The organism is Bradyrhizobium sp. SUTN9-2, from assembly GCF_003122645.1.
GTDB lineage: Bacteria > Pseudomonadota > Alphaproteobacteria > Rhizobiales > Xanthobacteraceae > Bradyrhizobium > Bradyrhizobium yuanmingense.
The window spans coordinates 376,229-394,300 of sequence record NZ_LAXE01000001.1 but is presented as its reverse complement, the minus strand read 5'-3'; the positions used below and the strand labels follow the sequence as shown (position 1 = coordinate 394,300).

The 18,072-nt window shown below is 64.8% G+C and carries 15 protein-coding genes; 8 read left to right on the top strand and 7 right to left on the bottom strand.

Translation table 11 applies throughout. The features are described 5' to 3' along the window. Positions 1 to 39: 39 nt before the first annotated feature. Positions 40 to 1,158, top strand: coding sequence for a 4-hydroxyphenylpyruvate dioxygenase (gene hppD / locus XF30_RS01865; protein WP_109141771.1), 1,119 nt, complete (start codon positions 40 to 42; stop codon positions 1,156 to 1,158). Between the two features lie 170 nt (positions 1,159 to 1,328). Here the strand turns inward: hppD and XF30_RS01860 are convergent, their stop codons facing one another. The 4 genes from XF30_RS01860 to XF30_RS01845 form a co-directional block, all read right to left on the bottom strand. Continuing rightward, positions 1,329 to 2,441 carry a CaiB/BaiF CoA transferase family protein gene (locus tag XF30_RS01860; protein WP_109141770.1) on the bottom strand — a complete coding sequence of 371 codons (1,113 nt, stop codon included), beginning with the start codon at positions 2,439 to 2,441 and terminating at the stop codon, positions 1,329 to 1,331. Between the two features lie 208 nt (positions 2,442 to 2,649). After that, positions 2,650 to 3,450: an FAD binding domain-containing protein gene (locus tag XF30_RS01855; protein ID WP_036031377.1), complete on the bottom strand. Its 801-nt coding sequence runs from the start codon at positions 3,448 to 3,450 to the stop codon at positions 2,650 to 2,652. A gap of 13 nt (positions 3,451 to 3,463) precedes the next feature. Beyond that, positions 3,464 to 5,806, bottom strand: a complete 2,343-nt coding sequence (locus XF30_RS01850) for a xanthine dehydrogenase family protein molybdopterin-binding subunit (RefSeq protein ID WP_036016129.1) — start codon at positions 5,804 to 5,806, stop codon at positions 3,464 to 3,466. An 84-nt stretch (positions 5,807 to 5,890) separates the two neighbouring features. Further along, a complete protein-coding gene (locus XF30_RS01845; protein WP_036016131.1) occupies positions 5,891 to 6,376 on the bottom strand; it encodes a (2Fe-2S)-binding protein in 486 nt (161 codons plus the stop codon). A 715-nt stretch (positions 6,377 to 7,091) separates the two neighbouring features. Here XF30_RS01845 and XF30_RS01840 point away from each other — a divergent pair. The 5 genes from XF30_RS01840 to XF30_RS01820 all read left to right on the top strand — a co-directional run bounded on the left by XF30_RS01840 (position 7,092) and on the right by XF30_RS01820 (position 12,509). Continuing rightward, the gene (locus tag XF30_RS01840; protein WP_109145526.1) at positions 7,092 to 7,541 is read left to right on the top strand and encodes an SRPBCC family protein; all 450 of its coding nucleotides are present in this window, start codon (positions 7,092 to 7,094) and stop codon (positions 7,539 to 7,541) included. Between the two features lie 249 nt (positions 7,542 to 7,790). Beyond that, on the top strand, positions 7,791 to 9,506 hold the full coding sequence (locus XF30_RS01835) for a PQQ-dependent methanol/ethanol family dehydrogenase (RefSeq protein ID WP_063824126.1): 1,716 nt from the start codon (positions 7,791 to 7,793) through the stop codon (positions 9,504 to 9,506). 143 nt (positions 9,507 to 9,649) lie between these two features. Next, a complete protein-coding gene (locus XF30_RS01830; RefSeq protein WP_192893009.1) occupies positions 9,650 to 10,846 on the top strand; it encodes a c-type cytochrome in 1,197 nt (398 codons plus the stop codon). Between the two features lie 153 nt (positions 10,847 to 10,999). Beyond that, positions 11,000 to 11,692 (top strand): response regulator, encoded by a 693-nt coding sequence (locus tag XF30_RS01825; protein WP_036016149.1) that lies wholly within the window; start codon positions 11,000 to 11,002, stop codon positions 11,690 to 11,692. A 115-nt stretch (positions 11,693 to 11,807) separates the two neighbouring features. Then, on the top strand, positions 11,808 to 12,509 hold the full coding sequence (locus XF30_RS01820) for a response regulator (RefSeq protein ID WP_050996263.1): 702 nt from the start codon (positions 11,808 to 11,810) through the stop codon (positions 12,507 to 12,509). A gap of 36 nt (positions 12,510 to 12,545) precedes the next feature. Here XF30_RS01820 and XF30_RS01815 read toward each other — a convergent pair whose 3' ends face one another. Next, a complete protein-coding gene (locus tag XF30_RS01815) occupies positions 12,546 to 13,223 on the bottom strand; it encodes a VOC family protein (RefSeq protein ID WP_109141769.1) in 678 nt (225 codons plus the stop codon). A 154-nt stretch (positions 13,224 to 13,377) separates the two neighbouring features. Between XF30_RS01815 and XF30_RS01810 the strand changes: the two genes are divergently transcribed. Further along, positions 13,378 to 13,875 carry a MarR family winged helix-turn-helix transcriptional regulator gene (locus XF30_RS01810; RefSeq protein ID WP_502696155.1) on the top strand — a complete coding sequence of 166 codons (498 nt, stop codon included), beginning with the start codon at positions 13,378 to 13,380 and terminating at the stop codon, positions 13,873 to 13,875. 102 nt (positions 13,876 to 13,977) lie between these two features. Here the strand turns inward: XF30_RS01810 and XF30_RS01805 are convergent, their stop codons facing one another. Both XF30_RS01805 and XF30_RS01800 read right to left on the bottom strand, forming a co-directional pair. Then, positions 13,978 to 15,333: a hybrid sensor histidine kinase/response regulator gene (locus XF30_RS01805; RefSeq protein WP_192893378.1), complete on the bottom strand. Its 1,356-nt coding sequence runs from the start codon at positions 15,331 to 15,333 to the stop codon at positions 13,978 to 13,980. A 5-nt stretch (positions 15,334 to 15,338) separates the two neighbouring features. Beyond that, positions 15,339 to 16,505: an FIST N-terminal domain-containing protein gene (locus XF30_RS01800; RefSeq protein ID WP_057030254.1), complete on the bottom strand. Its 1,167-nt coding sequence runs from the start codon at positions 16,503 to 16,505 to the stop codon at positions 15,339 to 15,341. Positions 16,506 to 16,710: 205 nt separating this feature from the next. Between XF30_RS01800 and XF30_RS01795 the strand changes: the two genes are divergently transcribed. Next, on the top strand, positions 16,711 to 18,072 hold a 1,362-nt coding region (locus XF30_RS01795), incomplete at its 3' end, for a HAMP domain-containing protein (RefSeq protein ID WP_146207780.1).

Sequence of the window (18,072 nt, the reverse complement as noted above, 5' to 3'; positions counted from 1 at the left end):
GAAGGATAGTTCCTGGCAGCAGCCATTTGGGAGAACACCATGGGTCCGTTTCCGCACGATGCACCGCCGGCCACGATCACTGCCGACAACCCGATGGGCACCGACGGCTTCGAGTTCGTCGAATACGCGCATCCCAATCCGCAAGACTTGCACGCGCTGTTCAAGCTGATGGGCTATGCGCCCGTCGCGCGCCACAGAACCAAGAAGATCACGGTCTATCGCCAGGGCGACATCAACTATCTCGTCAACGAGGAGCCCGGCACGCACGGCTATGAGTTCGTCGCCGCCCACGGCCCTTGTGCGCCGTCCATGGCCTTTCGCGTCGTCGATGCCAAGGCGGCCTATGACCGCGCGATTGCGCTCGGCGCCGAGCCGGCCGATGTGTCGTCGGCGCAGAAGACGCTCGACGTGCCCGCGATCAAGGGTATCGGCGGCAGCCTGCTTTATCTCGTCGATCGCTACGGTGCCAAGGGCTCGGCCTATGACGCCGAGTTCGAATGGCTCGCCGCGCGCGATCCCAAGCCGCATGGCGCCGGCCTGTTCTATCTCGACCATCTCACCCACAACGTCCATCGCGGCCGCATGAATGTCTGGGCCGGCCTCTACGAGAAGCTGTTCAACTTCCGCCAGATCCGCTTCTTCGACATCGAGGGCCGCGCCTCCGGCCTGTTCTCGCGCGCGCTGACCAGCCCCGACGGCAAGATCCGCATTCCGATCAACGAGGACGCCGGCAAGTCCGGCCAGATCGAGGAATATCTGCAGACCTATCGCGGCGAGGGCATCCAGCACATCGCCTGCGGCTGCCGCGATATCTATCGCACCATCGAAGGTTTGCGCGAGGCCGGCCTGCCGTTCATGCCGTCGCCGCCCGACACTTATTTCGAGAAGATCGATACGCGCCTGCCCAAGCACGGAGAGGATGTCGCCCGGCTCAAGAAGAACGGCATCCTGATCGACGGCGAGGGCGTGGTCGATGGCGGCCAGACCAAGGTGCTGCTGCAGATCTTCTCGGCCAACGCAATCGGCCCGATCTTCTTCGAGTTCATTCAGCGCAAGGGCGACGACGGTTTTGGCGAGGGCAATTTCAAGGCCCTGTTCGAATCGATCGAGGAGGACCAGATCCGGCGCGGCGTGTTGAAGGTGGGGGACGCGGCGTAGGCGCGGCCGTCACGCACACTGCTGTAGGGTGGGCAAAGCGAAGCGTGCCCACGTCCTGCCCAATTGATGCGAAGACGTGGGCACGGCGCTTCGCGCCTTTGCCCACCCTACGCGACTGTGGTTATGGATCCCGGGCTCGCGCTCCGCGCGCCCCGGAGTGACCGCGGAAATTACTTCGGCGCCTGCCACGCCTTCATCACCGCCCCGATCTCCGCCGCCTCCGGCTCGCGCGCGGCCGAGGGCGTGCGCGAGAACCGCGGCGCCGGGGCCGGCTGTTTCACGCCGTGACGCTCGATGAAGACGTTGCGGGCGACCATGTGCGGATGCTGTGTCGCCTCAGACATGGTCAGCACCGGCGCGAAGCAAATGTCAGTGCCTTCCATGATCTTGCACCAGTCCTCGCGCGTCTTGCTCTTGAACACGGCCTTCAGCTTCTCCTTCAGCGCTGGCCAGGCCTTGCGGTCCATCTGCGCGTCGAAATCGGCGTCGGTGAGGCCGGCGTGCTCGCGCAGCAGCGCGTAGAATTGCGGCTCGATCGAGCCGATCGAGACGAAGTGCCCGCAGGCGCATTCGTAGACGCCGTAGAAATGCGCGCCGCCGTCGAGGAAGTTCTGGTTGCGCCCCTCGGTCCAGCGTCCCATCGTGGTCATGTCGAAGAAGAACGACATCAGCGAGGCCGCGCCATCGCACATCGCCGCGTCCACCACCTGGCCTTTGCCTGACTTCTGTGCTTCCAGCAGTGCGGCGAGCACGCCGACGACGAGATAGAGTGCACCGCCGCCGAAATCGCCGACCAAATTGAGGGGCGGCACCGGCGCTTCCTCAGTGCCGATCGCGGCGAGCGCGCCGGTGATGGAGATGTAATTGATGTCGTGGCCGGCGGCGTTGGCGAGCGGGCCTTCCTGGCCCCAGCCGGTCATGCGGCCATAGACCAGCTTCGGGTTGCGTGCGAGCACGACGTCTGGCCCGAGCCCGAGCCGCTCCATCACACCGGGGCGAAAACCCTCGACCAGCGCGTCCGCGCTCGCGAGCAGATCCAATACTTGTGCGATCGCCGCCTTGTCCTTGAGGTCGAGCTCGATCACCTTGCGGCCGCGCCCGGCCACCGACTTCATGCTCTTCTTCGCGCCGACGCGGTCGAGCGTGACGACGTCGGCGCCCATGTCGGCCAGCATCATGCAGGCGAACGGACCGGGCCCGATGCCGGCGAATTCGACGATGCGGAAGCCCGAGAGCGGGCCGGAAGCGCGGACGGAGGAGGTGGGGGCTGGTTTGTCGAGCACGTTGTTGTTTCCTCGGGTCGCGGGCGGATGCCGGCGGTCGGCAATTGCCTCTGATGTTTCTTCTGTTGAGCGAGTTAATCGGCCGATTAACTTTTCTCGCCTTCACGCCAGCGAGGCAAGCGGTTTTCATGCCGCACGGCCAAAATAAAACGGCGCGCACCGAAGTGCGCGCCGCGGAAAATTTGCGTGGAGACGCTAAGTCGAACTGTCAGCGCGCAGCAGCGACCGCGCGTTGTGCCATCACCTTGATCAGATTGGCGCGATATTCCGCCGTGCCGTGGATGTCGGCCAGCAATCCGTTCGCCGAGATGCTGACGCTGTCGATCGCCGATGGCGACCAGTTCGCCTTCAGCGCCGCTTCGATCGCCCCCACCCGCATCACGCCGGTTTGCGAGGCGCCGGTGGCGGCGACCCGAACCTCGCCCGACTTGGCCTGCGCCACGAACACGCCGGTCAGCGCGAAGCGCGAGGCCGGATGCCGCATCTTCTCGTAGCCCGCCTTTGCCGGCACCGGGAATGACACGGCGGTGATGATCTCGCCGTCTTCGAGCGCCGTCGTGAACAGGCCCTGGAAGAAATCATCCGCCGCAATCGACCGCTTGTTGGTCTTCACGGTGGCGCCGAGCGCGAGCAGCGCCGCCGGGAAATCCGCGGCCGGATCGTTGTTGGCGATCGAGCCGCCGATCGTGCCGCGGTAGCGCACGGCGGGGTCGCCGAGCACGGAGGTGAGGTAGGCGATTGCAGGAATCGCCTGCTTCACGTCGGCATTCGTCATGATGTCGTAATAGGTCGTCGCGGCCTTGATGGTCAGCGTGTCGCCTGACAGCTCGACGCCCTGCAGCTCCTTGATCCTGCCGAGGTCGATGACGTCGGAGGGACCTGCGAGGCGCTGCTTCATGACCGGCAGCAGCGTCTGACCGCCGGCGAGGAACTTCGACTCGCTACCCTTGGCGAACAGGCTGGCGGCCTCGTCGACCGAGGAGGCGCGATGATAGGTGGTCTGGTACATCTTCGGTCCTCCCTTAAGCCGCGTGGATCGTGCGCCACACCCTGTCAGGGGTTGCGGGCATTTCCAGGTTGTTCTTGCCGATCGCATCCGTGATCGCGTTGATCACGGCCGCCGATGCGCCGATCGCGCCGGCCTCACCGCAGCCCTTGATGCCCAAGGGATTGCCCGGGCACAGCGTCGTGGTGTGGGACAGGTTGAACGACGGCACGTCGTCGGCGCGCGGCATGGCGTAATCCATGAACGAGGCCGTGACCGGCTGGCCGTTGGCATCATAGATCGCATGCTCAAGCAATGCCTGCCCGATGCCCTGCACGAGGCCGCCATGGACCTGGCCCTCGACGATCATCGGGTTGATCAGCCGGCCGAAATCGTCCGCCGCGACGAAGTTGACGAAGGAGGTCTTGCCGGTGCCGGGATCGACCTCGAGCTCGCAGATATAGGCGCCGGCCGGGAAGGTGAAGTTGGTCGGGTCGTAGAAGGCGCTCTCCTTCAGGCCCGGCTCCATCCCGTCAGGCAGATTGTGCGCCGTATAGGCCGCGAGCGCGACCATCGGCAGGGCGATCGCCTTGTCGGTGCCTGTCACCTTGAACTCGCCGTTCTCGATGACGATGTCGGCCTCCGACGCCTCCAGCGCATGCGCGGCGATCTTCTTGGCCTTGGATTCCATCTTCTCCATCGCCTTCAGGATCGCGGTGAGGCCGACGGCCGCCGAGCGCGAGCCGTAGGTGCCCATGCCGAACTGCACCTTGTCGGTGTCGCCATGGACGATCGAGACCTGGCTGATCGGAACGCCCAGGCGCTCCGCGACGAGCTGGCAGAAGGTGGTCTCGTGACCCTGCCCGTGGCTGTGCGAGCCGGTGAGGATCTCGATGGTGCCGACCGGGTTGACGCGCACCTCGGCCGATTCCCAAAGGCCGACGCCGGCGCCCAGGCTGCCGACCGCCTTCGACGGGGCGATGCCGCAGGCCTCGATGTAGCAGGACACGCCGATGCCGCGCAGCTTGCCGTCGGCCTTCGCCTTGGCCTTGCGGGCAGGGAAGCCGGCATAATCGATCGCTTTCATCGCCGCATCGAGGGAAGCGTTGAAGTCGCCGGTGTCGTAGGCCATGATCACAGGCGTCTGGTGCGGGAACTGGGTGATGAAGTTGGTCCGCCGCAACTGGGCCGGATCGACGTTCAGCTGCCGCGCCGCCGTTTCCATCAACCGCTCGATCAGATAGCTCGCCTCCGGCCGGCCCGCGCCGCGATAGGCGTCGACCGGCGTGGTGTTGGTGTAGACCCCGATCACCTCGGCATGGATCGCCGGGATGTTGTACTGGCCCGACAGCAGCGTCGCGTAGAGATAGGTCGGCACCGACGACGAGAACAGCGACATGTAGGCGCCGAAATTGGCGTAGGTCTTCACCTTGAGGCCGATGATCTTGTTGTTGGCGTCGAAGGCCATCTCGGCATGGGTGATGTGATCGCGGCCATGCGCGTCGGTGAGGAAGGCTTCGGTGCGGTCGCCGGTCCACTTGACGGGACGGCCGACTTTCTTCGAGGCCCACAGCGCCACCATCTCCTCGGGATAGATGAAGATCTTGGAGCCGAAGCCGCCGCCGACGTCGGGGGCGATCACGCGCAGCTTGTGCTCGGGGGCGATGTTGTAGAACGCCGAGAGCACGAGACGGGCGACGTGCGGGTTCTGCGACGTCGTATAGAGGGTGAAGTGCTCCTCCGCGGTGTCGTAATCGGCGATCGCCGCGCGCGGCTCCATCGCATTCGGCGCGAGGCGGTTGTTGGTGACGTCGAGCTTCACCACATTGGCGGCTTTCGAGAAGGCGGCATTCACCGCGCCCTCGTCGCCGATCACCCAATCATAGACCTGGTTGCCGGGCGCCTCAGGATGAAGCTGCGGCGCGCCGGGCTTGATGGCGGCGTGCATGTCGGCGACCGCGGGGAGCTCCTCGTAGTCGACCACGACGGCTTCCGCCGCGTCGCGCGCGAGATTCTTGCTGTCGGCGATCACGACGGCAATTGCCTGTCCGACGAAGCGCACCGTCTCCGGCGCCATCGCCGGCCATGCGCCCATCTTCATCGGGCTGCCGTCCTTGGAGGTGATGGCCCATCCGCAGATCAGGTTGCCGACCTTGTCGTCGACCAGCTCCTGTCCGGTGAGCACCGCGACCACGCCCGGCATCTTCAGCGCCGCGGACGAGTCGATCTTCTTGACCTTGGCGTGCGCGTGCGGGCTGCGGATGAAATAGGCATGGGTCATACCCGTCAATTTGATGTCGTCGACGTAACGGCCCTTGCCGGTAATGAAACGCTTGTCTTCCTTGCGCACGACGCGTGCGCCGATGCCTTCAACACCCATGTCTGGTCCTCCCGACCGGAAATTTCCTTGATCGCGCCGTCCATCGACGGCTGCGACGGTTGTTCTTGTTTCGAGGCGCGCCGCTTACTCGGCCGCCTGCGAGACCTTCATGCGGCCGGCGGCGTCCAGCACCGCCTTGACGATGTTGTGATAGCCGGTGCAGCGACAGATATTGCCTTCGAGCTCGGTGCGGACGGTCGCCTCGTCGAGCTGTCCACCATGGCGGTGCACGATGTCGATCGCCGACATGATCATGCCCGGCGTGCAATAGCCGCACTGCAGGCCATGATTGTCGCGGAAGGCGGCCTGCATCGGGTGCAGTTCGTCGCCCTTGGCGATGCCCTCGATCGTGGTGACGCTGGCGCCGTCGGCCTGCCCCGCCAGCATGGTGCAGGATTTCACCGCGCGGCCGTCCATGTGCACGACGCAGGCGCCGCACTGGCTGGTGTCGCAGCCGACATGGGTCCCGGTCAGGTTGAGGTGATCGCGCAGGAGCTGGACCAGCAGCGTGCGGTCCTCGACATCGACAGCAACGGCCTTGCCGTTGACCGTCAGTTTGACTGTAGACACTTGAAGTCCTCCCAAAGTTATTTTGATTGGTTCTAATTAGAGACAGCGCAAACGAAACTTTGCAACTGGGTTTTTGCTGACCGCGGTCATGGAAGGGTCATCGTGATGACGGTCGCCGATCTGCGATTCGGCCACGACGTCTCGTGCCGCCGCCATCACGTGCTGCGACATTGTGGGAGACACACGGAAAGTCGCAGCTAGCATCTGCGATGGCGTGCTCGCTGCCGCCGCAATAGGCGCGTGAGCTGGTCGCGCGTGCCGTGGTCATCTCGCCGCTTGCCCTGGACCTAGGCCCGGTCGTGCGTCGTTCCTCCCTTTAATGCCGCGCTCGTTGCGCGAATAGGAGCATGCGCCCCCGCCTTTGTAATCGCGATCTTGGTAGTAGGACGAGACGACTTAAGCCATTGATTTTGCTTACGGCAATGCAGCGAAGTGCCGCCGTCGAGCCGCGTGGGTTAGGACGCCCCGCGTGTTGCGCTTCCAACAACCCACTGCGTCATTCCGGGGCCCGAGCGGAGCGAGGGAGCCCGGAATCCATCGGGCCGCAGAGTCCGCGGGGAAGTGGATTCCGGGTTCGCGCCAACAGGCGCGCCCCGGAATGACATCGCGTGAATGAGAGGTCCGGAAAGCAGGACTACTACTTCCTGGCGATAGATCGCAGCCGCCCCTCCCCCTAGTCGAGCCGTACAAGCAACGGCAACAAAGGGTGGAAGCGATGCAGATGAACGACAGTCAGCGGATCCCGGCGTCGAAGGACACGGTGTGGGCTGCGCTCAACGATCCCGAAATTCTCAGGCGCTGCATTCCCGGCTGCCAATCGCTCGAGATGGCGTCGCCGACCGAGATGACGGCGACCGTGGTGCTGAAGGTCGGTCCGGTGAAGGCGACGTTCAGCGGCAAGGTGACGCTGACCGATATCGATGCGCCCAACGGCTATCGCATCGTCGGCGAAGGCGCCGGCGGCGTCGCCGGCTTTGCCAAGGGCGGCGCGAAGGTCAGGCTGGAAGAAGAAGCCCCTGATGTCACCATCCTGCACTACGAGGCCGATGCGCAGATCGGCGGCAAGCTCGCACAGCTCGGCTCGCGATTGATCGACTCGACGTCGCGAAAACTCGCCGCGAGCTTCTTCGAAAATCTCGCCGGCGTGGTAGCGCCATCATCGTGATTGATGCGCGATGCCGCCTTCATTCGAACGCGCATTTCAAGCTGCAAAACAAGGGCAGGACGCAAGGCGCGACAACAAGATGAGCGGCGAAAGCCGCCGATGATTTGCACTACTACCTTCCGCCTATACTAAGCGCGAAACGGCGATGCTGTAATTTCGAACGATGGCTCGCAGGCGAACTGCGCATCACGAGCGCAGTGCGCTCAGGCGCCCAACGAGGCGTGCACAACAACATCGCGGAGGGAATACATGACCTTTGGAACGAAGGGCTTCTTGGCCGGCATCTCCATGATTGCGATGCTCGCCGCCGTTACACCGGGCGTTCGCGCCAACGACTCGGTGCTCAACGCGCAATCCGATTCGAATCAATGGGCCGTTGCCGGCCACGATTACGGCAACACGCGCTTCAGCCCGCTCAAGCAGATCAACACCGAGAACGCCGGGAAGCTGACGCTCGCTTACTCCTTCTCGCTGGCGTCGTTGCGTTCGAACGAATCCTCGCCGATCGTCATCGGCAACACGCTGTACGTTTCGAGCTCGTGGGGTCCGAAATACGTCTATGCGCTCGATGCGGCGACGGGGCAGCGCAAATGGACCTGGGAGCCCGATATTCCCGAGGACGTGCTGCAATACGCCTGCTGCGACGTGAACAGCCGCGGCGTCTCCTACGCCGACGGCAAGATCTTCGTCGGCCGCCTCGACGGCAAGCTGACCGCGCTCGATGCCGCGACCGGCAAGTCGCTGTGGACGGCGAAGGTGGTCGACTACAAGCAGGGCTCGGTCATCACCTCGCCGCCGCTCGTCGTGCGCGACAAGGTCATCACCGGTTTTGGCGGCGGCGAATACGGCGTGCGCGGCGCGCTGCTGGCCTTCGACATCAACACCGGCAAGCAGGTGTGGCAGACCTACACCGTTCCTTCGCCGGACGAGCCCGGCGGCGATTCCTGGAAGGGCGACTCCGCCCAGCATGGCGGCGGCGCGGCCTGGCTGGTCGGCTCCTACGATCCGAAGACCGACACGGTCTATTGGGGCACCAGCAATCCCGCCCCGTGGAACACGGCGGTGCGTTCGACCGGCGACGGCAATTTCGGCAAGCTAACCAACCTCTACACGGCCTCGACGCTCGCGCTCGATCCCAACACCGGCAAGATCAAGTGGCACATCCAGACCACGCCGGCCGACGCCTGGGACTATGACGGCGTCAACGAAGCCGTGCTCGCGGATCTCAAGATCGGCGGCAGCACCGTTCCGACGCTGATGAAGGCCGACCGCAACGGCTTCTTCTTCGTCGCCAACCGTGAGACCGGCAAGGTGCTGTCGGCGGAGAAATACGTGTTCTCCAACTGGGCCAAGAAGTGGGACGTCGCCACGATGCGCGCGGTCGAGGATCCCGACAAGCGTCCGGGGCCGGGCCATCCCGCCAAGGACATCTGCCCGAACCTTATCGGCGGCAAGAACTGGCAGCCGATGTCGTTCAACCCGCAGACCGGCCTGGTCTACATCCCGTCCAACAACGTCTGCATGGACTGGTCGGTCAGCGACGTCACTTACAAGCGCGGCGTGTTCTATCTCGGCGCCGAATTCCCGACCAAGGAAGGCCCCGGCGGCTTCCTCGGCGAGCTCGTCGCCTGGGATCCGGTCGCGCAGAAGAAGGTCTGGTCGATCAAGGAAGACCTGCCGTTCAACGGCGGTACGCTGACCACCGGCGGCGGCCTCGTGTTTGCCGGCAACATCCATGGCGACTTCCGCGCCATCGATGCGAAGTCCGGCAAGGTGCTGTGGAGCAAAAATCTCGGCTCCGGCATCGGCGCAGGCCCGGTGACCTATCAGGTCGACGGCAAGCAATATGTCGCCATCGTCGTCGGCCGCACCGCTGCGCTGCCTGCGTTCCTGGGCGAGGTAGGAAAGAAGATGACGGCCGCAGCCCCCGAGGGCGGCTCGCTCTTCGTGTTCTCCGTCCAGTGACAACTCGCGCGCGTATCCTCGAGGTGACGGGATACGCGCGCGCTTTCTCCGGATTTTAGCTGCGGCATCGGCCGATGCCTGGTGCCGCTGCGCCCGGCTCAACGAGCTCCGGCGCAACAAAGCCAACACCAAGGGAGACGAGGATGCGTCCGAATCATTCCGCCACCGGTGCGAGCCGACACCGCGCCATCGCAGGCCTGCTCGCATGTGCCGCCGCGGCGCTGATCGTTCCGGCCTCGCCGCTGCAGGCCAACGAGGCGCAACCGTTCCGTCTCTGCGCCGATCCGACCAACCTTCCATTCTCCAGCGACAGTTCGTCGAAGCCGGGCTTCTATGTCGAGATCGGGCAGGCCCTGGCGCAGGCGCTCGGCCGGCCGATCGCCTATGACTGGTACAAATCCTATTTCGGCAAGCGCACCGTGCGGGTCACGCTGCTCGGCAAGCAATGCGACGCCATGATCGGGCTGCCCAGGTCCGCAGATTTCATGGGCCCGGCCGTGATCTTCTCCGACGCCATCGCCAAAGAGGGCTATGCCCTCGTCGCCACCAAGGAATCTGCGAAGGGCGCGGCGATCGGCGGCATCGAGGGCCTCAAGGGCAAGCGCGTCGCCGTGCAGTTCGCCAGCACGCCGCAAAACCTGCTCGCGAGCCGCGACGACATCCAGAAAGTGACGGTGCTGTCGCCTGAGGAGGGCATGCAGGCGCTCGACCAGGGCCGGGCCGACGTCGCCTTCATCTGGGGCCCGGTCGCCGGCTGGCTGAACAAGACCAGCTACGGCGGCCGCTACCAGATCGAGCTCACCGAGGGCGAGGGCCTGTCATGGGACGCCGCCATCGGCTTTGCCAAGGCCTCGACCGAGTTGCGCGACCGCGTCAATGCCGTGTTGCCGCAGCTTCAGGGCAAGATCGGCGAGCTCGCCGTGAAATACGGTTTGCCGGGCGGCGCGCCGGTTCGCTTTGGCGCAGCGCCGACGCCAGCGCCGCTGACGACGGGCACGGGAAGCGGAGCCGGCGTCGTCCAGGTCGCCAATGTCGTGGCGACCGAGACCAAGGGCGATGCGGTCGCGCCGGGCCTTGAGGCCGTCGGCGCGGGCAAGGAGATCTTCAACGGAACCTGCGCCCACTGCCACGGTCCCGATGCGATCCAGAGCGAGCGCAAGATCGATCTGCGGCTGCTGCGTCACCGCTACGGCGACGAGATGCGCGAGAAATATTTGACCACCGTGCAGGAGGGACGGCCGAACAAGGGCATGCCGGCCTGGAAGGAGGTCTATACCGAGGACCAGGTCAACAGCATCTATTCCTTCCTGCTGACGGTCCAGGTCGAATCGAACGATTGAACGGTCTTGACCGAACCCGATCGGGAGGATGTGGTAGCGTTCATCCGGCGCCATCCCGGTGCCGGATTGATGCCGGATAGTTCCGCCTCTTCCGCTGCGGCGGCGGATGCCCGTACGGTGCAGCATTCGGCGGTGCAGTCCTGTGAAGGCGCCATGACCAGCTTCCTGATCATCGACGATCATCCGCTGTTTCGCGAGGCCCTCGGTAATGCGGTGCGGCTGGCCTTGCCGGAGGCGCGGATTGTCGAAGCGATGTCGATCGAGGACGCCCTTCACATCCTGACGGCCGAGCAGGGCGAGGGCATCGACCTCGCGCTGCTCGACCTCCTGCTGCCCGATGCGACCGGCTTCTCCGGCTTTCTGCGCTTGCGCGAGGCCCATCCGCGCCTGCCCGTCGCCATCGTGTCGAGCGAGGAGGACCAGCGCGTCGTTCGCGAGGCGCTGGAGCTCGGGGCCGCGGGTTTTCTGCCGAAGTCGCTGTCGAAGCGCGAGCTGGCGCAGTCGATCGAGGGCGTGCTGAACGGATCGGTGTCGGTGCCGAAGGATTTCGTGGCAACGTCGCAGCGGCGCCGGGCCGAGGCCAGCAAGGCGCTCGAGGTCAAGCTGCGCGAGCTCACGCCGCAGCAGCTTCGCGTGCTCGATCTGCTGCGGCGCGGCTATCCGAACCGGCAGATCGGCCAGGAGCTTCAGCTCGCCGAATCCACGGTGAAGGCGCATATTACCGAAATTCTGCGCAAACTCGGCCTGTTCAGCCGCAACAAGGCGATCATCGAGATCGGCAAGGTGGACCTGCCGGATCCCAAGGCCCGGCCTTATGCGCGGGCCGACCGCGGGCGGCCGCAATGACGCGCGATGTCCCGCTTGACCTGGATCAAGCCGGTCTGGTCCGGCTGCGACATTCTCGTTTCGGCGTCGAACCCGTCGATCATCTGGCCAATCAACCGGGAATGGCTCACGCGTGATGCGATTTCTGATCGTCGAAGACCATCCGTTGTTTCGAGAAGCCTTGGAGGGCGCGCTCCAGATGGCGGCGCCAGCGGCCGAGATCCTTCAGGCGACGTCGATCGACGGTGCGCTCGAGCAGGCCGCGGCGGCTGCCGAGCTCGACCTCATCCTGCTCGATCTGTCGATGCCGGGCACCACGGGCCTTTCCGGCATCATCCGCATCCGCAAGGCCTTTCCCAGGATTCCCGTCGTCATCGTATCAGGGCATCAGGATCCGCAGATCATAGCCGGCGCCTTGTCGCTCGGCGTCTCCGGCTACATCCTCAAATCGTCCTCCAAGCAGGAGCTGGCGCAGTCGATCGGCGAGGTGCTGCGCGGTGCGGTCTGTGTCCCAGCCGCCTATCGCGGGCTCGTCCGCCCGCAACGCGCCGCCGGCCCGGCGCAGGATCTGCTGAAACGCCTGCACGAGCTGACGCCGCAGCAATTGCGCGTGCTCGAAATGCTCAAGCGCGGCCTGCAGAACAAGCAGATCGCCTTCGAGCTGAACATCTCCGAGACCACGGTGAAGGTCCACGTCTCCGACATCCTGCGCAAGCTCAACGTGCTCAGCCGCACCAAGGCCATCGTCGAAATGTCCCGGATCGATTTCGCGACCCTGGCCGGCGAAGGCGCCGGCCTGAAGGGGGAGCGTTCGCAGGCCGATCCGCCCTCAGGATAATCCGGTGTCATTCGTCGGAACGAGGCGAGCCGCGGTTCAAGCCGGTAGCGGCTGGCCGGCTTGCTCGCGAGCGATGTAGTCGGCGTACCAGTCCGGCCAGTTCGCATCGTACTGACCGCCGTTCCGCTTCTCGTGCTCACCGTGTGCCTTAGCCGCACGTCGGAGCGCGCTCGCGAGCTCGGACGAGGAGGTGAATGTTGTTCCTGCTGCCTCTACGCGTCCCGGCAATCGCGTGGTGATCTCCTGGAACAGCCAGCCGTTGCCATCGGGATCGTTGAACGAGACGTACGAGCGATAGCTGGCGCGTGCGGGATCCAGACCAGCAATCCGACGGCGCCCGAACAGATAAGGCTCGTCGGGTCCGGTGTGGTCGTCGCCTTCAGCGTGGAAGACTTCGCTGACCTCGACGCCGCGACCGCGCAGATCGTCTCGCGCGGCTTCAATGTCGGAGACGATCAGGTACAGACCCTGGGCGGAGCCGGGCGCCGCCGCGGTCACGTTCTTGCCGAAAATGACCGAGGAGGGGGAGCCGGGAGGTGTGAACTGGATGACGCGGTAGTCGTCAGGCCCGGCGAAATCGGCATCGAGCCGCCATCCGAGGTTCGCATAGAACTTCTTGGCGCGATCGACGTCCGAAACAGGGATGACGACGACTTCGAGCTTCATGGCGATCGTTGGCGCTTGGGTGGTTTCATTTGCGTCAGGGGCAGGCATTGCTTCTCTCCTGAATTATAGCGTTTGCGATATAATCGTGTGCGCGATATAAAGTACCTTGGAGCCTCAATGTCAACCTTCCGATTTAATCGGACACGATATATATGCACGCGGAGTTTCACATGTCCGTGTTGGAAAGGGCACCCCCATGAGCCTGCAGAACGGTCCCAGAGCCGAATTCAGAGACGATTCAACGACCAATCAGCCGAAACCGGCCGAGGGCGACCGGCGCCTCGACGATTTCCTGTGCTTCGCGATCTATTCGGCCAACCTCGCCTACGGACGAGCCTACAAGCCGGGCCTCGATGAGCTCGGCCTAACCTACCCCCAGTGGATCGCGATCGTGGCGCTGTGGGAGCAGGACGACCAAACCGTCAGCGAACTCGGCGACAAGATGTTCCTGGAATCCAACACCCTGACGCCGATCCTCAAAAAGCTCGAGGCGGCGGGCTATTTGCGCCGCCAGCGCGATCCCGCCGACGAGCGGCAGGTGCGCGTCAGTCTCACCGACGCCGGCCGACGCCTCCGCGAGAAAGGCATGCACATGAATCTCGTGAAGTCGAGCGGACTACAGCCCGATGAGTTCGCGCGGCTGCAGAAAAGCGTCGTCAAGCTCCGCGACAATCTAATCAAGGCGATGGAGGAGGAGTGACAGGCCCCTGTCTACTTTGCATGGGGTTGTTTTCGACATTTTTGTCTTGGCTACGTCCGATAGCCCCGCCGCAAGGAAGACGAGGCGAAGATCATCCGCGCTTCAGCTCAGCAGGAACGACAGCAGCGCCCGCATCTCGGCCGGCTTGATCGGCTTCTTCAGCACTTCGAGGCCCTGCAGGCTCGCCTGCTTCGCCGCCTGTTCGGAATAGTCGGCGGTGATGATCATGGCGGGCGTGTCGAGCTTCAAATGCTCCCGCACGTCGGTGATGGCCGACAGGCCGCTTTCGCCGTGGTCGAGATGGAGGTCGGCGATCACGACATCGGGCGCGCCACCGAGCTCGCTGAGGCGCACGAGCGCGTCCGCACCCGATCGCGTGGTCGCGACGTCGCAGCCCCATCCCTCCAGCAGCGCGGCCATCGCCTCCGAGCCGTTCGGATCGTTCTCGATCAGCAGGATCTTGGCGCCTTCGAGCCCGCTGTAATCGTAGTGCCGCGCGGCGGGCGCGACCTCCTGCGCCTCGTCGGCGACCTCGGCGAGGTCGGCCGGCTCCAGCTCCAGGGTGAAGGTCGATCCCTTGCCGAGCTGTGACGACAGCCGCACCTCGTGCCCGAGCTCGCTGGCGAAGCGGCGGACGATGGAGAGGCCGAGCCCGAAGCCGGCTTGGTCGGCCGCGTTGGCATCGCCGCGCTGGAATTCGCGGAAGATCGCCTCCTGCTGCGCCTGCGCGATCCCGGGTCCGGTGTCGGAGACCTGGACGCAGATCTGCCCGCTGCGCGGCCGGCATCCGATCACGACGCCGCCGCTGCGGGTATAGCGAATGGCATTGGCGAGCAGGTTCTGCAGGATCCGCCGCAGCATCATCGCGTCCGACATCACCGCGAGCTGAGAGGGGCGGATGCGCAAGGACAGGCCTTGCCGCGCGGCGATCGGCTCGAACTCGTTGCGGAGCTGCTCGAACAGGGGGGCCAGCGCGATCGCGCGCACGTCGGGCTTGAGCGCGCCGGAATCGAGCTTGGCGATCTCCAGCAGCGAGCGCAGCAGGTCCTCCAGCATCACCAGCGAGCGGCTCGCCTGGTCGATCAGCACGCCCGCTTCCTGCGACTCCATCATCTCCGTCAGTGCGGACAGGGTCAGGCGCGCCGCGTTGAGCGGCTGCAACAGATCGTGGGTGACCGAGATCAGCACGGAGGATTTCAGCGAGCTTGCCGCCTCTGCCTGCTGCTTGGCGCGGTAGAGTCCCTCATTGGCGCGCTCGACCGAATGCAGCGCCTCGCGCAATTGGTGCGTCCGGTCCCGAACCTTGTTGTCGAGCGCGATGGCGGTTTCGAACAATGAAAAGGCGTTGAGCTGCTGGTCCATCGAGCGCTCGACGCGCGACATCAGCGCGGCATTGATCTTCCTCAACTTGGCGGCCTCGCGCCTAAGCTGGTCGACCGCATCGGGGCCCTGCCACATGTCCGTCACGACGGGCGCCTTCCGATCGCAACTCCCGTGAAGGTCTGGTTCACATGCATGGAGCCGAACTGCTCGCCGTAAGTGTGAAAGCCGACCACACGGTTCTGCCGGTACAGTTCTGACATGTCGCGGGCGAGCTGATGCTGCTCGGCATCGAGCCGGCGGAGCAGGCATTCGAAGCCGATATAGAGCGAGACGTCTCCGATCTGGTCGCGGATGTCGGCGAACGTCTCGCGGGCCGCGCCGACCAGGCTTCGCGAGGTCGCGGCGGTCAGCACCATGCCCTCGTCGATGGCGCAGAAGAAATGCAAGGAGCCGTCCGGCTCGACGCGCTGGATCGAGCGTGCGTAATAGGCGCCGCCGACGCGCACGAGGACCGGATGCGAGGCGAAGGAGAACGGATCGAGCTTGGCATCCATGATGCCGACCACGCGCGAATATTCTTGCGCGGCAGGCTCTGCGTTCAACTCCCGGACCATGCGGTTTTCGATGTCGGCCTCGGTCACCACCATCTTCTGCGCCTGCGGCTCGAAATTGTCGCACTTGAAGACGCGGAACGGCAACGAGGTGTTCAGCAGGATCAACAGGGCAGCATTGCTGTGTGCCTTGCCGTCGAAAAACACGAACGTCTTCTCGAAGCGCAGCCCGTCGCCTGCCGACCCGCCGACGACCGGAATGTCGTCCAGCGATGCATAGATCGCGGACATCACCGCTTCTTCGCGGCGGCACAGGCCGTCGATCAGGACCAGGCCGAAGGGACTGCCGCGCTCGACCTGCGGCGTGGCCCGCAACAGCTCGTGCCGGAGCTCGCCGCCGATCCTGCGGCCGTCCTCGACGCGGAAGCTGTCGAGATTGAAGATCGGCCGCACCACCGCGGAAAAGTCCGCGCGGCTGAACGCCAGCGCCACGACGCTGTTCTCGTCCCAGCCGTCAGGAGCAAGCTCGCCCGCGGTGGTACAGCCGCAGACTTGTGTGTCGTCGAATTGGCGGCTGATCTCCGCGATGAAGCGATCGGGGTCGTAGCTGGGGGAGACGAACACCAGGATCAGCGCCAGCCCGTCGGACGGGAGCTGGGCCGCCAGCTCGGCCACGGCGTCATCGACGCTCGCGGCCTTCGACTTGGCCACGGCAACGCCAGACGCACCGCCAAACCGAAAATCGGTTTGCCCCACTCCGTTTCTCCCTTAAGGCTCGGTCTGATGCCAAGTGCCTGATAATTATCGAGAGTAGGGCGTTTTCCGGTGAGCCGCAACACGGCAGCCGCTCCCCGCAAGCCCGGTCGGATTTACCACCCCTTGAGGATTCTGCCCTAATTTTCCGCAACGTTCGGAAAGGGCTGCTTCCGGGCCGCAGAATCACATGAGCTGGGGGTTGGGAATGTCCGGGCGTACCGCGTCGCCGTCGAAGCGTGCACTATTTCCGACCCTCAAGTTCCGCGCAAAGATCATACTCGGCTTCGCCGCCGTCCTGGTGATCTCCGCCGGCAGCATGGCGTTTTCCTATTTCGGCTTCGAGCGGGTCGCCGACGGGGTCGGATCGTACCGCAGCAGCGTGTCGGAGGCCGATCTCGCCCGTAACATCGATCGCGAGCTGCTCGCCTATCGTTCGGCCGTCAAATATTTCGTCGTCACCGGCAAGGAAGACGACGCCAAGGCGGCGCTCGATGCCGAGGCCAGCCTGAAGAATGCCATCGACCAGGCCGTCAAGGCCGCCACCAAGCCGCCGCGGCAGGAAAGCCTCGGCAAGCTCGCCAAGGAGTTCTCCAACTTCTCCGCCACCTTCGCCAAGGTGCTCCAGGCCAAGCGCGACAGCGCGCTGCTGGTGCAGAACCAGCTCCAGCGCCAAGCCAATCTCCTGAAGTACAAGCTCGACGACATCGGCAACAACGCCTCCGACGCCGAAGCGCAGGCGATCGAGTTCGGCACCAAGCAGGTCAACGCCCAATTCCAGACCGCAAGCGCTGCAGCCACCCAGTTCGTGCTGACGTCCGATCAGGCGATCGCGAACAGCGCCCTCGCGCGGCTGAAATTCGTCGAGAACTCGCTGGGTGCGGTCTATTCCATGGACGACAAGATTGTCGCTGGCCTCAAGGAGGCCAAGTCCATCCTCGGCGCCTATCGCGAGGCGTTGGAGAAGTTGATCGCCAACGCCAAGCTGGTCGATGGCCTCGTCACGGAGATGAGCGGCTCGGCCGGCGCGATCCAGCAAGGCGCCACCGCCATGAAGGCGGACCTCGTCGCCGAGCAGCAGCGGCTGGATTCGGAGTCGGCGGCGACCATCGGGCAGACCGAGCAGCTGGTGCTGATGCTGGCCGTCGGCGGCACGCTGTTAGGCGCGGTCCTCGCCTTCCTGCTCGGCACCGGCATCTCGCGGCCGATGATTGCGATGTGCAAGGCGATGCGCGAGCTCGCCTCGGGCAATTTCGACGTCGTGCTGCCGGGTCTTGGCCGCAAGGACGAGATCGGCGAGATGGCCGGCGCGGTCGAGGAGTTCAAGATCCAGGCCGTTGCAAAGGCCGAGCGCGACGCCGCCGCCAGCGAAGTGCAGAACCGCGAGCAGGCCGCAAGCCGCCGCGCCGAGCTGATCCGCTTTGCCGACGATTTCGAGAGCGCGGTCGGCGCCATCGTCTCCAACGTCTCGGCCTCGGCCGTGCAGCTGGAATCGGCCGCCTCGACGCTGACCCGCACCGCCGAGACCACGCAGAGCCTGTCGAGCCAGGTCGCCGGCGTCTCCGAGCAG

Excerpts from the sequence above, each read along its gene's own strand:
- XF30_RS01825 (WP_036016149.1), top strand. The coding sequence starts at position 11,000 with ATGACCAGCTTCCTGATCATCGACGATCATCCGCTGTTTCGCGAGGCC.
- XF30_RS01805 (WP_192893378.1), bottom strand. The coding sequence starts at position 15,333 with ATGTGGCAGGGCCCCGATGCGGTCGACCAGCTTAGGCGCGAGGCCGCC.
- XF30_RS01855 (WP_036031377.1), bottom strand. The coding sequence starts at position 3,450 with ATGTACCAGACCACCTATCATCGCGCCTCCTCGGTCGACGAGGCCGCC.
- XF30_RS01850 (WP_036016129.1), bottom strand. The coding sequence starts at position 5,806 with ATGGGTGTTGAAGGCATCGGCGCACGCGTCGTGCGCAAGGAAGACAAG.
- XF30_RS01840 (WP_109145526.1), top strand. The coding sequence starts at position 7,092 with ATGCAGATGAACGACAGTCAGCGGATCCCGGCGTCGAAGGACACGGTG.
- XF30_RS01820 (WP_050996263.1), top strand. The coding sequence starts at position 11,808 with ATGCGATTTCTGATCGTCGAAGACCATCCGTTGTTTCGAGAAGCCTTG.
- XF30_RS01815 (WP_109141769.1), bottom strand. The coding sequence starts at position 13,223 with ATGCCTGCCCCTGACGCAAATGAAACCACCCAAGCGCCAACGATCGCC.
- XF30_RS01835 (WP_063824126.1), top strand. The coding sequence starts at position 7,791 with ATGACCTTTGGAACGAAGGGCTTCTTGGCCGGCATCTCCATGATTGCG.
- hppD (WP_109141771.1), top strand. The coding sequence starts at position 40 with ATGGGTCCGTTTCCGCACGATGCACCGCCGGCCACGATCACTGCCGAC.
- XF30_RS01830 (WP_192893009.1), top strand. The coding sequence starts at position 9,650 with ATGCGTCCGAATCATTCCGCCACCGGTGCGAGCCGACACCGCGCCATC.